16 protein-coding genes are annotated in these 20,142 nt (G+C 74.0%); 7 read left to right on the forward strand and 9 right to left on the reverse strand.

Annotated features, from left to right (window positions below):
* Nucleotides 1-27 precede the first annotated feature (27 nt).
* A complete protein-coding gene (locus ACZ3HQ_RS08080) occupies nucleotides 28-807 on the reverse strand; it encodes a DUF1206 domain-containing protein (RefSeq protein WP_467508862.1) in 780 nt (259 codons plus the stop codon).
* A gap of 200 nt (nucleotides 808-1,007) precedes the next feature.
* Here ACZ3HQ_RS08080 and ACZ3HQ_RS08085 point away from each other — a divergent pair, with 200 nt between their 5' ends.
* Nucleotides 1,008-2,132, forward strand: a complete 1,125-nt coding sequence (locus ACZ3HQ_RS08085) for an MFS transporter (RefSeq protein WP_467509063.1) — start codon at nucleotides 1,008-1,010, stop codon at nucleotides 2,130-2,132.
* Between the two features lie 253 nt (nucleotides 2,133-2,385).
* Here ACZ3HQ_RS08085 and ACZ3HQ_RS08090 read toward each other — a convergent pair whose 3' ends face one another.
* Genes ACZ3HQ_RS08090 through ACZ3HQ_RS08100 form a run of 3 tightly spaced genes read right to left on the reverse strand, consistent with a single transcriptional unit; the run spans nucleotide 2,386 to nucleotide 5,263 of the window.
* Nucleotides 2,386-3,045, reverse strand: coding sequence for a hypothetical protein (locus ACZ3HQ_RS08090; protein ID WP_467509064.1), 660 nt, complete (start codon nucleotides 3,043-3,045; stop codon nucleotides 2,386-2,388).
* 41 nt (nucleotides 3,046-3,086) lie between these two features.
* Nucleotides 3,087-4,667: a glycerol-3-phosphate dehydrogenase/oxidase gene (locus tag ACZ3HQ_RS08095; RefSeq protein ID WP_467508863.1), complete on the reverse strand. Its 1,581-nt coding sequence runs from the start codon at nucleotides 4,665-4,667 to the stop codon at nucleotides 3,087-3,089.
* Nucleotides 4,664-5,263 carry a TetR/AcrR family transcriptional regulator gene (locus tag ACZ3HQ_RS08100; protein ID WP_467508864.1) on the reverse strand — a complete coding sequence of 200 codons (600 nt, stop codon included), beginning with the start codon at nucleotides 5,261-5,263 and terminating at the stop codon, nucleotides 4,664-4,666. Before ACZ3HQ_RS08100 ends, ACZ3HQ_RS08095 begins: the two co-directional genes overlap by 4 nt.
* An 80-nt stretch (nucleotides 5,264-5,343) precedes the next feature.
* Between ACZ3HQ_RS08100 and ACZ3HQ_RS08105 the strand changes: the two genes are divergently transcribed.
* From ACZ3HQ_RS08105 to ACZ3HQ_RS08120, 4 genes are read left to right on the forward strand one after another with little or no spacing between them, the layout of a single operon-like run.
* Complete coding sequence (locus tag ACZ3HQ_RS08105; RefSeq protein WP_467508865.1) at nucleotides 5,344-6,936, forward strand: FAD-binding oxidoreductase; 1,593 nt, start codon at nucleotides 5,344-5,346, stop codon at nucleotides 6,934-6,936.
* Between the two features lie 21 nt (nucleotides 6,937-6,957).
* Entirely contained in the window at nucleotides 6,958-7,869 is a 912-nt protein-coding gene (locus ACZ3HQ_RS08110) for a YegS/Rv2252/BmrU family lipid kinase (protein WP_467508866.1), read from the forward strand.
* 41 nt (nucleotides 7,870-7,910) lie between these two features.
* Nucleotides 7,911-9,176 carry a glycosyltransferase family 4 protein gene (locus ACZ3HQ_RS08115; protein ID WP_467508867.1) on the forward strand — a complete coding sequence of 422 codons (1,266 nt, stop codon included), beginning with the start codon at nucleotides 7,911-7,913 and terminating at the stop codon, nucleotides 9,174-9,176.
* Nucleotides 9,173-9,967, forward strand: a complete 795-nt coding sequence (locus tag ACZ3HQ_RS08120; protein ID WP_467508868.1) for a transferase — start codon at nucleotides 9,173-9,175, stop codon at nucleotides 9,965-9,967. Before ACZ3HQ_RS08115 ends, ACZ3HQ_RS08120 begins: the two co-directional genes overlap by 4 nt.
* 8 nt (nucleotides 9,968-9,975) lie before the next feature.
* On the opposite strand, the gene ACZ3HQ_RS08125 is transcribed toward ACZ3HQ_RS08120, so the two are convergent.
* Complete coding sequence (locus tag ACZ3HQ_RS08125; protein WP_467508869.1) at nucleotides 9,976-11,901, reverse strand: glycoside hydrolase family 5 protein; 1,926 nt, start codon at nucleotides 11,899-11,901, stop codon at nucleotides 9,976-9,978.
* A gap of 110 nt (nucleotides 11,902-12,011) precedes the next feature.
* On the reverse strand, nucleotides 12,012-14,084 hold the full coding sequence (locus ACZ3HQ_RS08130) for a SpoIIE family protein phosphatase (protein ID WP_467508870.1): 2,073 nt from the start codon (nucleotides 14,082-14,084) through the stop codon (nucleotides 12,012-12,014).
* A gap of 106 nt (nucleotides 14,085-14,190) precedes the next feature.
* Here ACZ3HQ_RS08130 and ACZ3HQ_RS08135 point away from each other — a divergent pair, with 106 nt between their 5' ends.
* Together ACZ3HQ_RS08135 and ACZ3HQ_RS08140 are read left to right on the forward strand one after the other, a co-directional pair.
* Nucleotides 14,191-14,778 carry a DsbA family protein gene (locus ACZ3HQ_RS08135; RefSeq protein WP_467508871.1) on the forward strand — a complete coding sequence of 196 codons (588 nt, stop codon included), beginning with the start codon at nucleotides 14,191-14,193 and terminating at the stop codon, nucleotides 14,776-14,778.
* Nucleotides 14,779-14,872: 94 nt separating this feature from the next.
* Nucleotides 14,873-15,259 (forward strand): NUDIX hydrolase, encoded by a 387-nt coding sequence (locus ACZ3HQ_RS08140; protein ID WP_467508872.1) that lies wholly within the window; start codon nucleotides 14,873-14,875, stop codon nucleotides 15,257-15,259.
* On the opposite strand, the gene ACZ3HQ_RS08145 is transcribed toward ACZ3HQ_RS08140, so the two are convergent.
* From ACZ3HQ_RS08145 to ACZ3HQ_RS08155, 3 genes are all read right to left on the reverse strand, one after another.
* Entirely contained in the window at nucleotides 15,260-15,610 is a 351-nt protein-coding gene (locus ACZ3HQ_RS08145) for a thioesterase family protein (protein ID WP_393597576.1), read from the reverse strand. It lies immediately after the preceding gene.
* A 76-nt stretch (nucleotides 15,611-15,686) separates the two neighbouring features.
* Nucleotides 15,687-18,197 carry an ATP-dependent Clp protease ATP-binding subunit gene (locus ACZ3HQ_RS08150; RefSeq protein WP_467508873.1) on the reverse strand — a complete coding sequence of 837 codons (2,511 nt, stop codon included), beginning with the start codon at nucleotides 18,195-18,197 and terminating at the stop codon, nucleotides 15,687-15,689.
* 101 nt (nucleotides 18,198-18,298) lie between these two features.
* Entirely contained in the window at nucleotides 18,299-20,053 is a 1,755-nt protein-coding gene (locus tag ACZ3HQ_RS08155) for an FUSC family protein (RefSeq protein WP_467508874.1), read from the reverse strand.
* Nucleotides 20,054-20,142 lie beyond the last annotated feature (89 nt).

The following is a 20,142-nucleotide window of genomic DNA, read 5'->3' on the forward strand; positions in this document are numbered from 1 at the left end:
GAAGGAGAGCCGGGGTCGGCGGGAGGGTCACACCTTGCGCCACCGGGCGCTGCACCAGGAGAACGCGCCGAAGGCGACCAGGCCCACCGCGATCAGCGCCAGCAGCCAGGGCCCGGCGGGCAGGTCCCGGAACGACCGCAGGGTGTCGTCCATCCCCTTGGCCTTGCCCGGCTCGTGCTGGACGGCCGCGATCAGCGCGAACACCCCCGCCACGGCGAAGACGACGCCGCGCGCCGTGCCGCCGCCCACGCCCAGGACGTCGACGATCTTCCGCACGGTTGGCGACATCTCCCCGGTGCGCAGGTGCTTGCGGAACTTCCGCATCACCGCGCGCGCCGCGATGTACACGCCCGCGCCGATCACCACCAGCCCGGCGGCCCCGACGATCCACTGGCCGCCGGGCCACTTCAGGGCCATCGCCGTCACGTCGTCGCTCTGCTGGTCCGAGGAGCCGCCGCCGCTGCCCCTCCGCCCGGCCGCGTAGGACAGCACGGAGTAGGAGACGAACGCGTAGAACACCGCGCGCGCCGCGGACATCGCCCGCTTCGACGCCTTGGTGCCGTCCGGTCCGGCGCTGCCGACCACCGCCTCCGACAGCCGCCACAGGGCCATGCCGGCCAGCGCGACGCCGACGACCCACAGCATGGCGGCGCCGAACGGCTTGTCCGCCAGCTCGGAGAGGGCGCCGCCGCGGTCGGCCTGCTTGCCGCCGCCGTCACCGCCCAGGGCTATCTGAAGGGCGATGACGCCCACGAGCAGGTAGATCAGTCCACGGGCGACGAAGCCCGCCTTCGCCGCCGCGGTCATCGCCGGGCTGTCGGCCGCTCGCCGGGCCTGCCCCCGACCGCGCTGTGCCAGAACGCTTGAGTCCATGACACACCCGATGCCCCGGCGTGTCCGCGTCACGCCCGAGCGGCGCCGACGTGCCAAGGTGAGGTGTGATCGACTCCTCCCGGCGGCGCCCCGGCCCCGGCTACCTCGCCGCGGCGGGCGTCTTCGCCGTGGGCATGATGGGCACCACGCTGCCCACCCCCCTGTACGGGCTGTACCGGGAGCGGATCGGGTTCTCCGAGCTGATCGTGACCGTGGTGTTCGCGGTCTACGCGGTCGGCGTCATCGTCGCCCTGCTGCTCGCCGGGGGCGCCTCCGACGTGCTGGGACGGCGGCCCGTGCTGGTCGTCGCACTGGTGCTGTCGGCGCTCAGCGCGGTGTGCTTCCTGCTGGAGGGCGGGCTGCCGCTGCTCTACCTCGGGCGGGTGCTGTCCGGCTTCTCGGCGGGCCTGTTCAGCGGCACCGGTACGGCCGCCGTCCTCGACCTCGCGCCGCCCGGGCGCCGGGGACGTGCCGCGCTCGCGGCGACCGCCGCCAACATGGGCGGACTCGGGCTCGGGCCACTGGTCTCCGGGCTGCTCGCCCAGTACGCGCCCCGGCCGCTCATCCTGCCCTTCCTCGTCCACCTCGCCCTGCTCGCCGTCGCCCTCGTCCTCACCCTGCTGCTCCCCGAGACCGTCCACCACGACGGAGCCCGGCCACCGCTCCGGCCGCAGGGGATGCGGGTGCCGCCCGAGGTGCGCGGGGTGTTCGGGCCCTGCGCGCTGGCCGCGTTCGCCGGGTTCTCCCTGCTCGGCCTGTTCACGGCCGTCGCGCCCGCCTTCCTCACCGAGACCCTCGGCGAGCACAACCTCGCGGTCACCGGCGCCGTGGTCTTCAGCGTGTTCTGCGCCTCCACCGGCGGCCAGATCCTCATGGGCCGCATCGGCGCCCGCGCCGCCCTGCCGTGGGGCTGCGCCGTACTCGCCGCCGGCCTGATCCTGGTCGGCACCTCCCTCCTCGTGGAGTCCCTCCCCCTCCTCCTCATCGGCGCCCTCACCGGCGGCACCGGCCAGGGCATGGCCTTCCGCGCCGGCCTCACCGCCGTCGGCGCGGCCGCCCCCGAGGAACACCGGGGCGCCACCATCTCCGCCTTCTTCGTCGTCGCCTACCTCGGCATCTCCCTCCCGGTCGTCGGCGTCGGCGCCCTCACGCTGGGCCTGGGCGTACGCGGGGCGGGGTTGGTGTTCACGGCCTGCGCGATCGTGCTGGTGGTGGCGGTGGGGGCGCGGGTACGGGTGCGTCCGCCGAGAACGCCGTAGCTCACGCTCGGCTGCGGGGCCGCAGGCCATTGGGCGCGTCCCGATCGCGGGGCCGGCCATCGCCGACTTCTACTCGCCCGAACCCTTCGCCATCCCCCGCCTGTTGCTCTTCGTCACCTCCAAGGAGGCGTCTTTCGCCACGGGCTCGGAGTTCGTCCTCGACGGGGGCCTGCTGCTCGGCCCGGCGCTCCAACCCGAATCCGGCATCGCGGCCTGAGCCGGCGTCGCGGTACGGGGCGTGCGGTCGCGTGCCTCATCGTCCCGGCGCCGGTTTCGGGACGCGCACCGTCGTCGTCACCCTGACCTGGCACGGCATGCGCGGAGTCGAGCCGAAGCCGAAGCGGACGGGTGGGTCCACCTGGACGAGCGGGCCCAGGTCGCGGCCGTCGAAGGTGGCCGTCGCCGCCGTGAGCCGGTGCAAGTCGCGGGCGCCGTACCACTCGTACCGGTTGTTGCCCGCGGAGCCCCGGGTGTGTACGCCCATCAGCAGGCGGGCCACCGGGTCGGTCAGGGCGGCGAAGGCGGGCCGGGAGGTGACCGGGGCCGCCAGGTGGAGCAGGGTGCCCAAGGCGCCCCGGCGGCCGACGGTGAAGCACAGGTCGAGCACCGCACCGGCGGCGACGGTCCACCGCGCCCCGGCGATCCGCACCTCCACCGGCACCACCCGCACCTCGTCGAAGGCGTACGTCCCCGCGATGAACTCCGCCACCCGCCGGGTCGGCGCCAGCAACGTGCGGTGGCCGTCGGCGCGTTCCAGCATCACGTCGCTGAAGGGGCCGAAGGGGGAGCGGGGCCAGTGGCCCAGGACCAGGCGGGTGCCGGAGGCCGTGCCGATGCCCGTGATCCAGCCGTCGAAGCGGAGGTCGACGGAGGTGTGCGCGGGTGGGGGCGGGGCGTTGGAGCCGGGGGGCATCACGTGCGACGGATGCCCCTGGCGGAAAGCGGTGAAACAGGTCAGACGCCCGATGGGGTGGCCCGCGACAGGATCTCGGCGGCGACGGCGAGCGCCTCGGCACGGTCCTCGGGGACCAGGCCGATGCGGGTGCGGCGGTCCAGGAGGTCGGACGGGTCGAGGGCGCCCTCGTGACGGGCGGCCCAGAGGAGTTCGGCGCGGGTGACCGGATGCCCGGGGAGCACCGGCTCGGCGAGCGCCGGGTCCCGCTCGGCCAGGGCGAGGACGGCCGGGGCCTCCGTGCCGTACCGGCGCACCAGCCGGGCGGGCGCGGGGAGGTCGCGCAGGCGCTCCGGGGCGGCGGCGCCGACCAGGGGGAGCGCGGCGGTGGGGGAGGGGACGGAGGTGAGACCGCACGCGTCCACCGCGTCCTGTGCCATCCGCCGGTACGTCGTCAGCTTGCCGCCCACCACCGTGACCACCCCGTGCTCCGAGGTCAGCACCGCGTGCCGCCGCGAGATGTCCGACGTGCGGGTCGCGGAGGGGGCGCCCGGCACCGAGGTGTCCAGCAGCGGGCGCAGCCCGGCGAACGCGCCGTCCACCTCGTCCCGGCGCACCGGCGCGTCCAGCACGGAGCCCAGCACGTCCAGCAGGAAGCCGATGTCCGTCTCCGGCACCCCGGGCACGTCCGGGATCGCGCCCTCGACCGGCTCGTCCGTGAGGCCCACATAGGTACGGCCGTCGCCCTGCGGGAGCACCAGCACGAAGCGGTTGGTCTCGCCGGGCACCGGTATGTGCAGCCCGGCCGGGAGCGCGCCGAGACGCTCGGAGCGCAGCACCAGATGGGTGCCGCGCGAGGGCCGTACGCGAAAGCCGTCGACCAGGCCCCCGGCCCATACGCCGGCCGCGTTGACCACGGCACGCGCCCTGATCTCCCCTTCCTCGCCGGTGAGTTCGTCCCGGACACGGGCGCCGGTGGAGCCGAGTGACAGGGCGCGGACGCGGGTGAGGACGCGCGCGCCGTGTGCGGCGGCGGTGCGGGCCAGGGCGGTGACCAGGCGGGCGTCGTCGGTCACCTTGCCGTCCCAGGACAGCAGGCCGCCGCGCAGCCCGGACGCGCGCACCGAGGGCGCCAGATGCCGCGCCTCGGCCGAAGTCAGCCGGCGCGGCACCGGCAGCACCTGGCGCGGGGTCCGGGCGGCCATCCGCAGCATGTCCCCGGCCCGGAACCCCGCCCACGCCAGCGACGCCTGCCCCCGTGACACCAGCGGGGTCAGCGGCAGCACGAAGGGTTGCGCGGACACCAGGTGGGGGGCCGTACGCGTCATCAGCACGCCCCGCTCGACCGCGCTCTCGTGCGCCACGTCGAACTGCCCGGCCGCCAGATAGCGCAGGCCGCCGTGGATCAGCTTGGAACTCCAGCGGGAGGTGCCGAAGGCGAGGTCGTGGGCGTCGATCGCGACCACGTCCAGACCGCGCGCCGCCGCGTCCAGGGCGACGCCCGCACCCGTGGCGCCGAGGCCCACCACCAGCAGGTCGGCCGTGCCTTCCCCGGCCGCCGTGGCCAGCTCGCGGGTGCGGCGGGCGGCGTCGAGCGACGAGCCCGGTGCCACCGTACGGTCGGCGCGGTCGCGGATGCTCATGGGGTGAGGGTCCTCTCCAGAAGGGTGCGCAGCTCGCCCAGGAAGGCGGCGGCGTCCAGCTCGGCGTCGTCCTCGTCGGTCATGGTGCGCAGCGACAGCGCGAAGGACTGCACCAGCAACAGCACGGCGCGGGCCTGGCGTCCGGGGTGCGTCACGCGTACCGAGCCGTCCGCGTGGCCCTCGCGCAGCGCGTCGGCCAGGAGCGCCAGCAGGGCCTCCTGGGTGGCGCCGCGCCTATCGAGGACGTAGGGGAGCAGCAGTTCGGGGTCGACGTCCAGGATCTTGTGGAACAGGGGATGGTCCCGGAACTCGGTGACGCCCGCGACCAGCCCGGTCACGATCCGGGCGCGGGTGTGGGGGCCCTGTGACGCGTCGGGCATCGCGCGGGTCGCCACCGCGAGCCACTCGCGGGTCATCAAGTCACCCACCAGCGTGCGCAGATCGGGCCAGCGCCGGTACAGCGTCATCCGGGAGACCCCGGCGCGGCGGGCCACGTCGGCGAGCGTGGTGCGGCGGACACCTACGGCCAGGACGCAGTCGCGCACCGCGTCGAGCACGGTGTCGGCGTCCGAACGGTTGTGACGGATGGACGTCATGTGTAACAGTGTAACGCCCCGGCGGCCGGGGGGAGATGGCGCCGCGCACACCGAACCGACCTGCTGAGGACGACCGTTCGATGGACATGCTGTGGAACGGCTGGGGCGACCCGGCTAAGGCGGCCCCCCTGCCCGACGCGGTGGCCGGACTCCTGCACGACCTGCTCGGCGTCCGCCCGAGCCCCTCGACTCCGGTCGCGCTCGCAGAGCTTGAGCTGCCCCGCCCCACGCTCGCCCCGGCCGCCCTCAAGGACCTCGCCGACGCGGTGGGCTCGGCGGACCACGTCCGCACCGACACCGAGAGCCGCGTCCGGCACATCCGGGGAAAGTCCACCCCCGACCTGCTGCGCATCCGCGCGGGCGACGTCACCGACGTACCGCAGGCCGTCGTCCTGCCCGCCTCCCACGACGAGGTGCTCGCGGTGCTGCGGGCCTGCGCCGAACACGCGGTGGCCGTCGTCCCGTTCGGCGGCGGCACCAGCGTCGTCGGTGGACTCGCGCCTCAGAAAAGGGAGTTCATCGCGCTCGACCTGCGCCGGATGGACGCCCTGCTCGACCTCGACCCGGTCTCCCGCACCGCGGTCCTCCAGCCCGGCCTGCGCGGCCCGCAGGCCGAAGCCCTGCTCGCCGCACAGGGGTTCACGCTCGGCCACTTCCCGCAGTCCTTCGAGTGGGCCACCGTCGGGGGCTTCGCCGCCGCCCGCTCCAGCGGCCAGGCGTCCGCCGGGTACGGCCGCTTCGACGAGATGGTCCTCGGCCTCACCCTCGCCACCCCCGAGGGCACCGTAGAGACCGGCCGTGCCCCGCGCTCCGCAGCCGGACCCGACCTGCGCCAGCTCGTCCTCGGCTCCGAGGGCGCCTTCGGCGTCATCACCTCCGTCACCGTCCGGGTACGGCCGCGGCCGGAGCAACGCCTGTACGAGGGCTGGCGGTTCGCCTCCTTCGCCGAGGGAGCCGCCGCGCTGCGCAGGCTCGCCCAGGACGGGCCCCGGCCCACCGTGCTCCGGCTCTCCGACGAGACCGAGACGCTGGTCGGCCTCGCCCAGCCCGACGCCATCGGTGCCGCCCTCGCCGACGGCGGCACCGGCTGCCTCGCCGTCACCGGCTACGAGGGCACCCCCGCCGACACCGACCGCCGCCGTGAGGAGGCGGCCGCCGTCCTGCGGGAGTGCGGCGGCACCCTGGTCGGCACCGAACCCGGCGAACGCTGGGCCCACGGCCGCTACGAAGCGCCCTATCTGCGCGACGCCCTCCTCGACGCCGGCGCCTTCGCCGAGACCCTGGAGACCGCCGCGTTCTGGTCCCGGATACCCGAGCTGTACACCGCCGTGCGCACCGCCCTCACCGACACCCTGACCCGCGCCGGCACCCCGCCCCTGGTCATGTGCCACATCTCCCACGTGTACGAGAACGGCGCGTCCCTCTACTTCACCGTCGTCAGCGCCCAGGGCAAGGACCCCGTCGCGCACTGGACCCCCGCCAAGCACGCGGCCAACGAGGCCGTGCTCGCGGCGGGCGGCACCATCTCCCACCACCACGGCGTCGGCACCGACCACCGCGACTGGTACGTCCGCGAGGCCGGGCCCCTCGCCGTCGACGCGCTGCGCGCCGTCAAGGCCCGGCTCGACCCGGCCGGGCTGCTCAATCCCGGCGTCCTGCTCCCCACCGACTGACCCGCGCCCGGAGGCACACCGATGCGAGAGTTCACCGCCGTGGTCAACCCGACCGCGGGCGCCTCCACTGGGGCCGCCACGCTGCTCCAGGTGGCCCGGCACCTCCGCGAGGCCGGCGCCGGCCTGGAGACCGAGTACAGCCACAGCCTCGCCCACGCCCGCGAGACCGCCCTGCGCGCCGGGGAGAGGGGCCGGATCGTCCTCGCCGTCGGCGGCGACGGCATGGCCGGCGGCATCGGGGGCGCGCTCAGCGGCACCGGCGCGGTACTCGGGCTCGTACCCGCCGGACGCGGCAACGACTTCGCCCGCGCCCTCGGCCTGCCCGCCGACCCCGCCGCCCTCGCGAAGATCCTGCTGCACGACGGGCCCCGGCGCGTCGACACCATCGAGGTCGAGTCCGCCGTCCACCCGCGCACCGTCGTCCTCGGCAGCGTCTACGCCGGCGTCGACGCCCTCGCCAACCGGTACGCCAACCAGTCCCGTCTGCTGCGCGGCGCCGCCTCCTACTACGCGGGCGGCCTGCGCGCCGTGGCCACCTGGCGCACCGCCGACTACCGGATCACCGTCGACGGAGAGGAGCAGCGGCACCGGGGCTACACCGTCGTCGCCGCCAACTCGCCCTACTACGGCTTCGGCCGCGCCATCGCCCCCGCCGCCGAACTCGACGACGGCCTCCTCGACATCGTGCTGATACGCGAGGCCCCGCGCCGCCTCTTCTTCACCCTGATGAACGAGCTGAAGACCGGCGCCCACGTCCGCCGCCCCGAGGTACGGGTCCTGCGCGGCCGGGAGCTGCGCATCGAGGCCGACCGGCCCGTGCCGTACGGGGCCGACGGCGAGGTGGAGGCCGCCCTCCCCGTCACCGTCCGGGTCCGCCCCGCCGACCTGGCCGTGCTGGCACCTTCACCCGGTCCTGGGGACACGAAGCGGTAACGTCTGGCAACCGCGCCCGTGTCGGAAGGGTCTGGACCGGCATGAAGATCTCTTTCCTGCTCCACAACGCGTATGCGATCGGAGGGACGATCACGACGACCTTCAACCTGGCCGGAGCGCTCGCCGAACGGCACGACGTGGAGATCGTGTCCGTACTCCGCAGCCGCGAACGCCCCCCGCTCACCCTGGACCCCCGCGTCCGGCTGCGGCCCCTGGTCGACCTGCGCGAGGAGCAGGAGCATCCGGCCCACCGCGAACCCGCGCGGGTCTTCCCGGCCGCCGAGGGACGCCACCGCGAGTACAGCAGGCTGACCGACGAGCGGATCGCCGCCCATCTCACCGGCACCGACGCCGAGGTCGTCATCGGCACCCGCCCCGGCCTCAACGTCCACCTCGCCCGCCAGGCACCCGACCGCGTGCTCCGCGTCGGCCAGGAACACCTCACCTGGGACCACCACTCGCGGCGGCTGCGCACCGTACTGCGCCGTGCCTACCGCGACCTCGACCTCATCACCACCGTCACCGACGCCGACGCCCGCGCCTACCGGCGCGGCACCTGGCTGCCCGGCGTCCGGGTGGAGGCGCTGCCCAACAGCGTGCCCGACCCCGGACTCCCGCCCGCCGACGGCGAGTCCCGGCTGATCGTCGCCGCGGGACGGCTCGTCCCGATGAAGGACTACGACACCCTGATCCGCGCCTTCGCGCACGTCGCGGCCGCCCGCCCCGACTGGCGGCTGCGCATCTACGGCAGAGGCGAGGAGCGCGACCGGCTGCGCGCCCTCATCCAGCGGCTCGGCCTCAGCGACCACGCCTTCCTGATGGGCGCCGCCGTGCCCATGGAGTCCGAGTGGGTGAAAGCGTCCATCGCCACCGCGTCCTCCACCTTCGAGCCCTTCGGCATGACCATCGTCGAGGCGATGCGCTGCGGGCTGCCCGTCGTCAGCACCGACTGCGCCCACGGGCCCGGTGAGATCATCCAGGACGGGGTCGACGGACGGCTCGTGCCGGTCGGTGACCCGGACGCCTTCGGCGCGGCCCTGCTGGACCTGGTCCGCGAAGACGAACGGCGCCGCGCCATGGGCAAGTCCGCCCTGGAGAACTCCCGCCGCTACGCCCCCGAGGTCGTGGTGGCCCGCGCCGAACGCCTGCTGGCCGACGCCCTCGCCGCCAAGCGGGCGGGACAGCGGCCACCCGGCGAACCGGGTGCCGGACGCAGGCGGCTGACAGCGGCCGGGCAGAGCGCCCACGACCTCGCCTACACAGCCGCCGCCAGTGCGGTGCGCACCGTGCGGGGGTGGCGGCGATGAACCCCGCGATCCGCACGGCCTGTGTGGTGGACGCCGACGGCCGCGTCACCTTCCACATCCCCCTGCCCGCACCGGACTCCGCGCACCTGCTCCTGAAGGCCCGGCCCCGCAAGGGCGTTGACGACCCCGCCGCACGCCGGCTCCCGCTGGAGCCCTCGGGCGACGGGCGGGCCCTCGCCGTGCTGGAGCCGCTGCCCGCGCTGGAGGAGGGCCGCTGGGACGCCTTCCTGGTCCGCGAACCGGACGCCGAACCCCAGCAGTTGACCTCCGGCGTGCTGGATCTGCGGGTCCTGGTCGACGGTGCCCGTGCCGACCGGCCGTCCCCGGTGGCCGTCCGCATCCCGTACCGCGCGCTGGACGGCTTCCTCGCCGTACGGGCCTGGTTGCGGCCCGCGCACGCCGAGGCCGGGCCGATCGAGGTCGGCGACCGGGCCACCACCGTCACCGCCCGCCTGCACGGCACCGAGCTGGGCGAGGGCGCCGTCGTCCGGCTGCGCGGGCGGCACAGCAGCGAGGAGCGCACCCTGACCCCCGGCGTCGACGCGGACGGCCGCGGGTTCCGGTTCACCGTCGGCCACGCCGACCTGACCGGCGTGGACGTCCGCTACTGGGACGTTCACGTCCTGCCCGCCGCCGACGCGGCCCCCGTCCGGGTGGGCCGCGTCCTGGACGACGTACCGGACCGCAAGAACTCCTTCGTGTACGCGGCCGGCACCGCCGGCGGCCGCCTGGTCCGCCCCTACTACACCGTCGACAACGACCTCTCCTTCGAGGTCACCGACCCCGGCTGAGCCCGGTGCTACGGCAGGGTCCGGCACAGCAGTGCCGCCGGGCCCTGCCGGGCGCCGAACCGGGTGGTGAAGGCGACCCCGGCCGCGTACTCGTCCACCGCGCACTGGCCTTTGTACGCGCCCTCGGCGAACTCGCCGCCCGCGCCGCCCGCGCCGTCAGGGGGCCGGTTGTCCGAGCGGTCGAACCACACGGTGCGCCCGCTGCCCGCCAGCGCCGAGCGGCCCGGTGCGCACAGCGCCGCCGACACCCGCTCGCCGCGCAGGCTGTAGCCGATCAGGAACGCGCCGGACGGACACTGCAACTTGGTGTACCCGGACGCCCAGTCGCCGCCGGAGACGAACCGCTCGTCCTTGACGACGCTCTGCGCCCCGTCCGCCGCGCGCAGCCCGGCCGCCCCCGCGTCCGTGCACAGCCCGCGCCCACCCGTGCCGCTCAGCCCGGCCAGCCGCAGCCCGTCCGGGCAGGCCGCCTTGTACGCGCCCGAGTCCCAGTCCCCGGTGCCGCGCACCCGCAGCGACTCCACCGCGTCCCCGTGGTCGGTGTTCAGCATCTTCCACACGGCGGCCGCCGGCACCGGCCCGGACTTCCCCGGTGTGTCCATCAGGTGCCGCCAGGCCGGGGCCCGCCAGTCGCCGGAGTCGAGGAGCCCGGAGCGGCGGCCGCCCTCGTCGTAGCGGAGCAGCGCCCAGTCGTCGTGCCCGTCGAAGCCGACCAGCGGCCAGTACGCGAAGTCGGCGTCGTGATCGGCGAAGTAGCCGGTGATGTTGCCGAACCAGGCGCGGGTCGCCGGGTTGGTCTCCCCGGCGCCGGCGCCGAACTCGCTGATCCACACCGGCGCGGTGTAGTGGCGGCCGGACTCCGCCACGAAGAACGCCTCGTCGGTGAGCGCCGCGTTCAACTCGTCGCGGGACAGGTCCTGGTAGCGGGCGTCGTGCGTCTCGCCGATACCGGTGGCGCCGCTGTGCCGGGGGCCGGTGTAACCGTAGAAGTGGGCCGAGTAGACCAGCTTGTGGGAGTCGACCAGGGTGTGCGAGAGGGTGCGGGCCGGGGTCAACTGCGGGCGTCCGTGCGGGAGTCCGTCGACCGGGACACCGGTCCAGTTGATGCCCTCGATCACGATGAGCAGCCTGGGGTTGGCCTCGGTCAGGATGCGGTCGCCTGCCGTCCGGGCCGCCGCGTACCAGTCGTGGGCGTCGCCCAGGCCCCAGTTGGGGTCGTCCAGGATGTCCCGGCGGACCTCGTTGTAGAGGTCGGCGCCGACCACACCGGGCACATCGGCGTAGCGGCGGGCCATGAACACCCAGTCGTCCGCCCACGCCTGAGTGGACTGGCTGCTGTTCCAGCGTTCGTTGCCGTCGATGCCGCAGCACCAGCGGGAGGTGTTGGTGTGGTTGTTCAGGATCACGGCGAACCCGGCCTGGCTGAGCGCGTCCACGACCGTGTCGTACACCTGGAGCGGGGTCTTGCCGCGCAACTGCGGGTTGGCGGTCACCGCCGCGTCCGGGACGGGGGCCGTGCGGTGGACCAGCTCGTTGGAGAAGGGCAGCCGGATGGTGTTGACGCCCAGCTCGCGGAAGTCCAGGAGCAGTCGGGCGATCGGTACCCGGTCGAGGCCGAGCGGGATGTCGTGCGCGTTCTGGCCGGCGTGGTGGTTGGCCGGGTCGTCCACGCTGCCGCTGCCGTTCCAGGAGCCCTGTGCGCCGTCCCAGTTGGCGGCCCTGAGGCGGAAGCGGTCGCCCCGGCTGTCCACGATGTACCGGCCCTGCGTCGACAGCGGGGCCGACCAGTCGGCGGCCGCCTGACTCGCGGTGTGCACCGTTGCCGAGGCCGGTGGCGGTACCGGTGCGGCATGGGCCGTGATGGTCATGCTGGAGGCGAGCAGCAGCCCGGCGGTGGTGGCGGCCAGGCGCAGGGAACGGGGAGCGGTCGGCATGGAGGCGGCCCTCGGCTGTGATGGGGGTGGAAGCGAAGTGTCCACCACGGCAGAGCCGTCACGGAAGGCGCCGGACGGCCGCTCCCGTCACAGCCGTTCACACCCAACTCTCAAGTGTGCACGGCGAGTTCGGCCCAGATGGTCTTTCCCCGGTGCTCCCGCCGGGTGCCCCAGCGCTCCGTGACCTGGGAGGTGATCGTCAGCCCCCGCCCGTGCTCGTCGTCGTCCTCGGCCTGCCGCAACTGCGGGGCGGTGCTGCTGTCGTCGGTGACCTCGATGATCAGGGCCTGGTCGCGGACCAGCCGCAGCCGGATCGGCCCCTCGGAGTAGCGGACCGCGTTGGTCACCAGCTCGCTGACCACCAGGGTCGCCGTGAACGCCAGGTCCGCCAGATGCCAGTGCCCGAGCCGTTCGTCGGTGCGTTCGCGGGCCAGCGAGACCGTCCGCGGCTCGTTCGGCAGCGACCAGGACGCCACCTGGTCGGCGCCCAGGGCGAGGGTGCGGGCGACCAGCAGCACCCCGTCGTCGGCCGGACGGTGCGGCGCCAGATCGTGCAGCAGGGCGTCGCAGATGTCCGGCAGGGGCCGGTCCCGCGGCTGCAACGCGCGGGTCAGCCGGGTCAGTTGGTCCCCGGCGTCCGGGCTCGCGTCCCGCAGTACGGCCGGGTTGCACAGCACCATCAGCGTGCCCGCGGGCACGTCGAAGTGCCCCGCGCGGTAGCGGGGCGCACCCCGGCCCAGCGCCGGGCCGACCGGTATCCGCGCGAAGGTCACCGGCTCGTCGGGCCGGGCCACGGCGGGCGGCGGATGACCCGCGCTGGCCACCGTGCACCGGTGCGCCACCGGGTCGTAGACCGCGTACAGACACGAGGTGCCCGCGCGCAGGCTGTCCAGGGACTCGTCCGGATGGCGCGACTCCTCCGCGTCGAGGCGGCCCACCAGGTCGTGCAGCCGCTCCAGCAGCTCCTCGGGCGGCAGGTCGAGCGAGGCCAGCGCGCCGATCGCGGCCCGCAGCCCGCCCATCGTGACGGCGGCCCGGATGCCCCGCGTGGGCGGCTCCCCGACCACCAGCGCCACCCGCGCCCCGGACAGCGGGATGATGTCGAACCAGTCCCCGCTGGTACTGCTCGGCAGATAGCTGTGCGCGGTCGCCACCGCGCTGTGCCCCGGCACGTGCGCGGGCCGCAGACTGAGCTGGAGGATACGGGCCACCGACCGCTCCCGCGTGTACAGCCGGGCGTTGTCCAGGCACAGCGCGGTGTGCCTGGACAGCTCGGTGGCCAGGCGCAGGTCGTCCTCGGTGAACGGCGCGGTGCCCCGGCCCCGGTAGAACCGCGCCAGACCCAGCACCCCGCCCCGCGCGGCCAGCGGCACCGCCATCCTGGAGTGCGCGCCGTTCGCCTGCGCCACCTCCTGCCCGCCCTGCCCGACGGGCGCCGTCTCGTGCTCGGCGACGAACACCGGGCGCCCTTCGGTCAGCACCTCCTTGTACCGTGAGGTGAGACCCGGCTCCATCACACAGCCGATCTCCGCCGCCCGGTGCCCGTTCGCCGCCCGCACCGACCGGAACCCGGCACAGCGCAGCAGCAGATCGCGGCCCAGTGACTCCACCGGCGGCACATCACCCCGCAGCACCGCGTCCAGCACGTCCACCACGATGGTGTCGGCCAGGTCCGGCACGCCGATGTCGGCGAGTTCCTGCGCGGTGCGCACCGTGTCCAGGCTGGTGCCGATCCGGGCGCTCGCCTCCCGCAGCACGCTCAGCCGCACCTGCGCCCGGTGCCGCTCGGTGGCGTCCACCACGCTGAGCGCCACCCCGGGCAGCCCGCCGTCCGCGTCCCGCAGCCGGAACGCCGACAGCGCCAGCACCCGGTCCGGCGCGTCCGGCGTGGCCCCGCCCGCCACCTCCACATCCCGCTGGGGCTCCCCGGTGGCCAGCACCTCGCGCAGCATGGCCTGCACCGGCTCCTGGTGCAGCCCGGCCGCCCAGTGCGTGAACGGCTGCCCCAGCGCACCGGCGAGCGGCAGCGCGCCGAACCTCCCGGCCGCGTCGTTGAAGCCCACCAGCCGCAGCGTGCCGTCGAGCACGTACAGCGGATGCGGCGAGTCGGCGAACAGCGCGTCGAGCACGGCCATGTCCAGGTCACGGCCTCGGTCCGGAGCCCTGTCGTGCGATGAGTCCACCCCTCCAGACTGCGCCGTGAGCCCCGTCGTGTCGTGCCGACCGGACCCCTCCCACCCGCCGACCGCACCGTTCGTGCCCCGCGCCCATCTGTGCCAAGCTCGGAACATGACTCCCGCGAACACGACCGGCAACGAAGGCACCACGCTGTACTACGGCGACCTGTCCGCGCCGCACGTGCTCCAGGTGTTCCTGGAGATGCGCGACCGTGCCTCCGCCCGTATGGCCAAGACGCTCCTGGACACCATCCGCAAGGGCGCCGACGACGGAAAGTACGTGGTGAAGTTCCACTTCGCCGGGACGATGGACGACACCGTGGGCGGCAACGGCGACCAGAAGGCGCTCGGCGCGCTGGCCGCCGCGAGCGACGAGGGGCAGCGGCAGTTCATCGAATACCTCGGCGCCCTCTTCGACAACCAGCCCTTCCCGCCCGCCGAGGACAAGTTCTCCCAAGGCTCGGTGCTGCTGTCGGTCGCCGGTGACGTGGACGGCCTGCGCTCGGCCGACTTCGACCGCAAGGTCTCCGACGACACGTATCTGACCTGGGCCGGCGAGTCCATCTCCACCTTCGAGACCTTCGGCCTGCCCGGCACCCCGGCCGTCTGGTACGACAAGGAGAACATCCCGGTCACCACGGTCGAGGGCGAAGTGGACACCGACCCGCAGAAGTTCCTCGCCGCGATCAAGACGTCCTGACCCGGCCGGGTGCGCGGCCCGGCCGCTGGGTAGGGAACGACCGTCCGGCCATCGGGCCGGGCGGTCGACGCGGGTGCGGGGAGGGGACGGAGCGATGACTTCCGAGCAGGAGGCCGGCGGCCGGGTGCTGGCGGTCGCGGTGTACGACGGACGGCTGCTGCTGGTGACCCAGGGGGACGGCGGCCCCTGGACGCTGCCCTCCGGCACCGCCGAACCGGCCGAGACCCCGGGCGCGACGGCCGAGCGGGTCGTCTACGAACTCACCGGGTACCTCGTCGACGGCACCGAGCCGCTCGGGCCGGCCGACGGTGAGTCCCCGGACGCCGTCCCGGCCGTGGTGTGCCAGTTGCTCACCGACTCGCCCTCCGGCGGGGCCTCGCTGCCGGCCGAACAGATCCGCTGGGTCGCCTTCGAGGAGGCCGAACGGGACGCGCTGCCGTCGGCCGTGCGCGCCTACCTCCAGGGCCACAGCCCGGTCTGATCAGCCGCCGAGGAACTTCTCGCGGTCGACCACGGCGCGGTCGATCTCGCCCTCCGCGACCGGCGCGCCCGAGCCGTCGACGGCCCGCACCACAAAGGTGAGCCGGCCGCCCGACGTGCCCGGCGCCGGTTCGGCGGAGACCGTCACGCGCCCGCCGACGGGCGTGGCCCGCAGATGCCGTACCCGTACGGCCGTGCCCACCGTGGTCCGGCCCGGTCCGGTGAACGGCTCCGCCGCCCGCACGGTCGCCGCCTCCAGCCACGCGATCAGCCGCGGCGTCCCCAGCACCGGCACGTCCCCGCTGCCCAGCGCCACCGCCGTGTCCGCCTCGGTCACCTCGTACTCAGCCATCCGACCACGCTAGCGGCCGCACACACGACAGGGGCGGTACGGAGAGATCCCGTACCGCCCCGTCAGCCGCGCGGTGTCACTCGGCGGACGGCGCCTCCTCCGGCTCCGGGTGACGGACGCTCAGGTGCAGCGAGTCGTCCCGCACGTCGGCGACGATCGTGTCGCCCTTCTCGACGCCGCCGGACAGGACCAGTTCCGCGATCCGGTTGTCCAGCTCGGTCTGGATCGTGCGGCGCAGCGGACGCGCGCCGAACTCCGGCTTGTAGCCGTGTGCCACCAGCAGCTTCTTCGCCGCCTCGGTGACCTCCAGGCCGATGCCCTGCGCCCGCACCCGCCGGGCGCTGCGATCCAGCAGCAGGTCGATGATGCGACCGAGGTTCGTCTCGCTGAGCGCGTGGAAGACGATCGTCTCGTCGATCCGGTTGAGGAACTCCGGCGGGAAGTGCCCCTGGAGCACCGACTCCAGTTCGCCCCGGATCTCGTCCACCTTGCCCTGGTGGGCGAGGATCAACTGCGAGCCGATGTTGCTCGTCAGGATGACCACCGTGTTGCGGAAGTCCACGGTACGGCCCTGCGAGTCGGTCAGCCGGCCGTCGTCCAGCACCTGGAGCAGCGTGTGGAAGACGTCCGGGTGCGCCTTCTCCACCTCGTCGAACAGCACGACGCTGTACGGCTGGCGGCGCACCTTCTCGGTGAGCTGGCCGGCCTCGTCGTAGCCGACGTAGCCGGGCGGGGAGCCGACCAGACGGGAGACCGTGTGCTTCTCCTGGAACTCGCTCATGTCGAACCGGATCAGCCGGTCCTCGTCACCGAAGAGCAGCTCCGCGAGCGCCTTCGCCAGCTCCGTCTTGCCGACACCCGTCGGACCGAGGAACAGGAAGGAACCCACCGGGCGGTCCGGGTCGCCCATGCCCGCCCGGTTGCGGCGCACCGCCTGGGCGATGGCGAGGACCGCCTCGTCCTGGCCGACCACGCGGTCGTGCAGCGCGTCCTCCAGCTTGAGCAGGCGCTCCTTCTCGCTCTCCGTCAACTGCGCCACCGGGATGCCGGTGCGGCGGGACACGATCTCCGCGATGTCGTTCTCGGTGACCGCGACCACGCCCTCGCGGCGCTCCTCGATCTGCGCGAGTTCGGTCTCGATCTCGGAGATCTTGTGCTTCAGTTCCTTGGCACGGTCGAACTCCTCGGTGGCGACCGCCTCGTCCTTCTCCCGGTTCAGCCGGGCGAGGGTGTCCTCGCGGTCCTGCACCTCCTTGGACTTGCCGCGCGAGCGCAGCCGCACCCGGGCGCCGGCCTGGTCCAGCAGGTCGATCGCCTTGTCGGGCAGGAACCGGTCCGCGATGTACCGGTCCGACAGCTCGGCCGCCGCGACCAGCGCCGCGTCGCTGAACCGGACCTGGTGGTGCGCCTCGTAGGCGTCGCGCAGCCCCTCCAGGATCTGGACGGTCTCCTCGACGGTGGGCTCGGGCACCTTCACCGGCTGGAACCGGCGCTCCAGCGCGGAGTCCTTCTCCACGTACTTGCGGTACTCGTCCAGGGTGGTGGCGCCGACGACATGCAGCTCGCCGCGGGCCAGCGCGGGCTTGAGGATGTTCCCGGCGTCCATCGAGCCCTCGCCGCCGGAACCGGCGCCGACGACCGTGTGCAGCTCGTCGATGAAGAGGATCACGTCCTGGGAGGCGGACGTCACCTCGTCGATGACCTTCTTCAGCCGCTCCTCGAACTCGCCCCGGTACTTGGCCCCGGCCACCAGACCGGCGAGGTCCAGCTCGACGACCCGGCGGCCCTCCAGCGTGCGCGGTACGTCGCCGGAGATGATCCGCTGGGCCAGGCCCTCCACGATGGCGGTCTTGCCGACACCGGGCTCGCCTATGAGCACCGGGTTGTTCTTGGACCGGCGGGACAGGATCTCGATGGTCTGCTCGATCTCCTCGCCGCGCCCCACCACCGGGTCGAGCTTCCCGGCGCGGGCGTCGGCGGTCAGATCCCGCCCGTACTCGTCCAGCGTGGGCGTGCTGCTCGGCTCCTGGCGGCCCTCCGCCTTCGCGGCTGAACCGGCGTCGCGGGCCACCTTGTCGGTGTCCACGCCCAGATTCCGGGCCACCGAGGCGGCCTGGTCGTTGCCCGGGTCGAGCAGCGCCTGGAGGATGTGCTCCGGCCCGATGTACGAGGCGCCGGTCGCCTGCGAGCGGGCGTGCGCGCCGATCAGCACGCGCTTGGCGGCCGGGGTCAGACCCGGCTCGGCCGAGGGGGTGCCGCTGCCCGAGGGCAGGGCCGCCTCCAGCTCCTTGGCCAGGTTGTCCGGGTCGGTCCCGGAGCGGGCGAGCAGCGTGCGGGACGGTTCGACCTGGGTGGCCGCCCACAGCAGATGCTCGGTGTCGAGGTCCTCGCTGCCGTCCTCGGCGGCGCGCTGCGAGGCGCGCGCGATGAGTTCACGGGCGGAGTCGGTCAGCAGCCGGCCGACCGGTACGCGCTGCACCGCCGGTGGCGAGGACGCCGTGGACATACCGAAGAAACGATTCAGTAGGTCGGAAAACGGGTCCGATGATCCGAAAGACCCGAACGCACCCATAGGTGGCACTGACATATGCGCATCAGCCTCCTCTGTCTGTCCCTCACGGGAACCCCACCTAATCACAGAGGAGTTGCGAAAGTCGTCGGCTACGGCACATCGAACTGCCGCCAGGATCAATGGTGGAGAAGCCGCGCGAGCAGCAGATACGCGCGCTGTTCGGCCGCGGCCAGGGCCGCCGGGTCGATGCCCGCCGACAGCAGCTCGCCCGCCGCCGCGTCGTCCGCCTCGCGCAACTCGACCACGCTGACGGCGAGATGGACCGGGATCACCGGATGCGGCGGCCGGGACCGGAAGGCCAGCGCCCGCTCGGCGCGCTCGGTCGCCTCGGTGCACTGCGCCAGCGCCCGCTCCACCCGTACCGCCGCCCGGTCGTGCACCACCAGCAGCGCGCACACCAGCCCGATGACGATGCCGAGCAGCGAGCCGAGCCCCCGGTCCACGACCAGCTCCTCCGGCGACTCCGGGTCGGCCAGATCGCTCAGCAGCAGCGCCAGCGGGGTCAGGAAGACCACGCCCAGGCCGTAGTTGCGCACGACCATGTACTCCATCAGGAACTCCAGCGCCACGATCACCAATGCCAGCAGCACCGGCGCCGGATGCCCGGCCAGCACCCCGAGAGCGATCATCAGCCCGAGCGCCGTGCCCAGGGTGCGCTGCACGGCCCGCTGGACCGTGGTGCGGACGTTCACCGAGTGCAGCACGGCCGCCGCCGAGATCGCCGCCCAGTAGCCGTGCCCCAGACCGAGCGCCAGCGCGGCACCGCCCGCCGCCAGCGTGCCCAGCACCATCCGCAGCGCCGGCACCAGCAGCACCGACACCGGCTTGCGCCCGCCGGGCCGCCCCCGCACCAGCACCCAGGCCCGCCGCGCCCCCGGATCGTCCGGTACCGGCGCCCGCGGCGAGAAGCGGCGGCCCGGCTCCCGGGGCAGCGAGGAGTACGCGGCCAGGTCGGCCAGCACCTGCGGATACCGCTGGTGCCGGTCGGCCAGCATGCCCGCCTGGGCCCGCAGCAGCCGGGCCAGCTCCGACGGGTCCTCCGGCGTGCCACGGGTGGAGTCGATCAGCAGCGACCAGGCCAGATCGGTCAGCCGGACACAGGTGTTGTCCTCACCCGGCCGCTTGGAGGTGGTCGGCGGCGCAAGCCCCAGCGAGTCGTACGCCTGGAGCACCGCGGCCGTCGCCCGGTGCCGGGAGCGGCCCACCCCGCCGCGCGCGGCGTCCAGCAGCTCGGCGAGCTGACGCAGCGCGGCGGCCACCGACAGGCGCTGCGGCCGGTCGGGATGGACCAGACGGCCCAGCAGCGCCAGCGCCCACGCCATCAGCGAGCCCGCCGCGGCCATGCCCGTACGGGGAAGCACCTGGCCCGGCGCGGTCGTGGCGTTGGCGGCCACCGCGAAGGAGAACAGCAGCAGGATCGCGCCCAGCCCGCCGAGCCCGGTCGCATCGCACACGTACTTGCACACGCCCGCCACCAGCGCCGTCGCCGCGACCACCACCGCCGCCCCGGCCACACTGGACCAGGGATGCGCCACCGACGCCAGCGCCGAACCGAGACCCACACAGGCCGTCATGGCGAGCGCCACCCACGCCAGCACCCATGCCCGGCGGCGGTAGGGCAGATTCCGGCCGAACGTGGTGGTGAACGCGCCGAGCATCCCGTACACCGCGAGGTCGGGCCGTCCTGCCAGCACCACCGGCAGGCCCGCGAGTGCCATGGCCAGGGCCGCGCGCACCGCGAACAGCAGCGCGCCGTCCACCCGCTGGAGGGCCAGTACCCCGCGCGGGAACAGCACATGCCCGAGGCCGGAGGTGTCCCACCGGCGCCCGCCGCCACTGCCGGCGGGGGAAGAACGGTGCGAAGGGGGCATGTTCGGTGTATACCACCTGGCCCCGCCGCAGTCCTGATCGACTTGTGGGGGCCATGGGCGGGGGATGTCATCTGCCGGGCCGGAAGCGG

It is taken from the genome of Streptomyces sp. NPDC018263 (assembly GCF_055562575.1).

Coding starts and splice junctions, on each gene's coding strand:
- ACZ3HQ_RS08080 (WP_467508862.1), bottom strand. CDS start 807: ATGACCGCGGCGGCGAAGGCGGGCTTCGTCGCCCGTGGACTGATCTAC.
- ACZ3HQ_RS08085 (WP_467509063.1), top strand. CDS start 1,008: ATGATGGGCACCACGCTGCCCACCCCCCTGTACGGGCTGTACCGGGAG.
- ACZ3HQ_RS08090 (WP_467509064.1), bottom strand. CDS start 3,045: ATGCCCCCCGGCTCCAACGCCCCGCCCCCACCCGCGCACACCTCCGTC.
- ACZ3HQ_RS08095 (WP_467508863.1), bottom strand. CDS start 4,667: ATGAGCATCCGCGACCGCGCCGACCGTACGGTGGCACCGGGCTCGTCG.
- ACZ3HQ_RS08100 (WP_467508864.1), bottom strand. CDS start 5,263: ATGACGTCCATCCGTCACAACCGTTCGGACGCCGACACCGTGCTCGAC.
- ACZ3HQ_RS08105 (WP_467508865.1), top strand. CDS start 5,344: ATGGACATGCTGTGGAACGGCTGGGGCGACCCGGCTAAGGCGGCCCCC.
- ACZ3HQ_RS08110 (WP_467508866.1), top strand. CDS start 6,958: ATGCGAGAGTTCACCGCCGTGGTCAACCCGACCGCGGGCGCCTCCACT.
- ACZ3HQ_RS08115 (WP_467508867.1), top strand. CDS start 7,911: ATGAAGATCTCTTTCCTGCTCCACAACGCGTATGCGATCGGAGGGACG.
- ACZ3HQ_RS08120 (WP_467508868.1), top strand. CDS start 9,173: ATGAACCCCGCGATCCGCACGGCCTGTGTGGTGGACGCCGACGGCCGC.
- ACZ3HQ_RS08125 (WP_467508869.1), bottom strand. CDS start 11,901: ATGCCGACCGCTCCCCGTTCCCTGCGCCTGGCCGCCACCACCGCCGGG.
- ACZ3HQ_RS08135 (WP_467508871.1), top strand. CDS start 14,191: ATGACTCCCGCGAACACGACCGGCAACGAAGGCACCACGCTGTACTAC.
- ACZ3HQ_RS08140 (WP_467508872.1), top strand. CDS start 14,873: ATGACTTCCGAGCAGGAGGCCGGCGGCCGGGTGCTGGCGGTCGCGGTG.
- ACZ3HQ_RS08145 (WP_393597576.1), bottom strand. CDS start 15,610: ATGGCTGAGTACGAGGTGACCGAGGCGGACACGGCGGTGGCGCTGGGC.
- ACZ3HQ_RS08150 (WP_467508873.1), bottom strand. CDS start 18,197: ATGTCAGTGCCACCTATGGGTGCGTTCGGGTCTTTCGGATCATCGGAC.
- ACZ3HQ_RS08155 (WP_467508874.1), bottom strand. CDS start 20,053: ATGCCCCCTTCGCACCGTTCTTCCCCCGCCGGCAGTGGCGGCGGGCGC.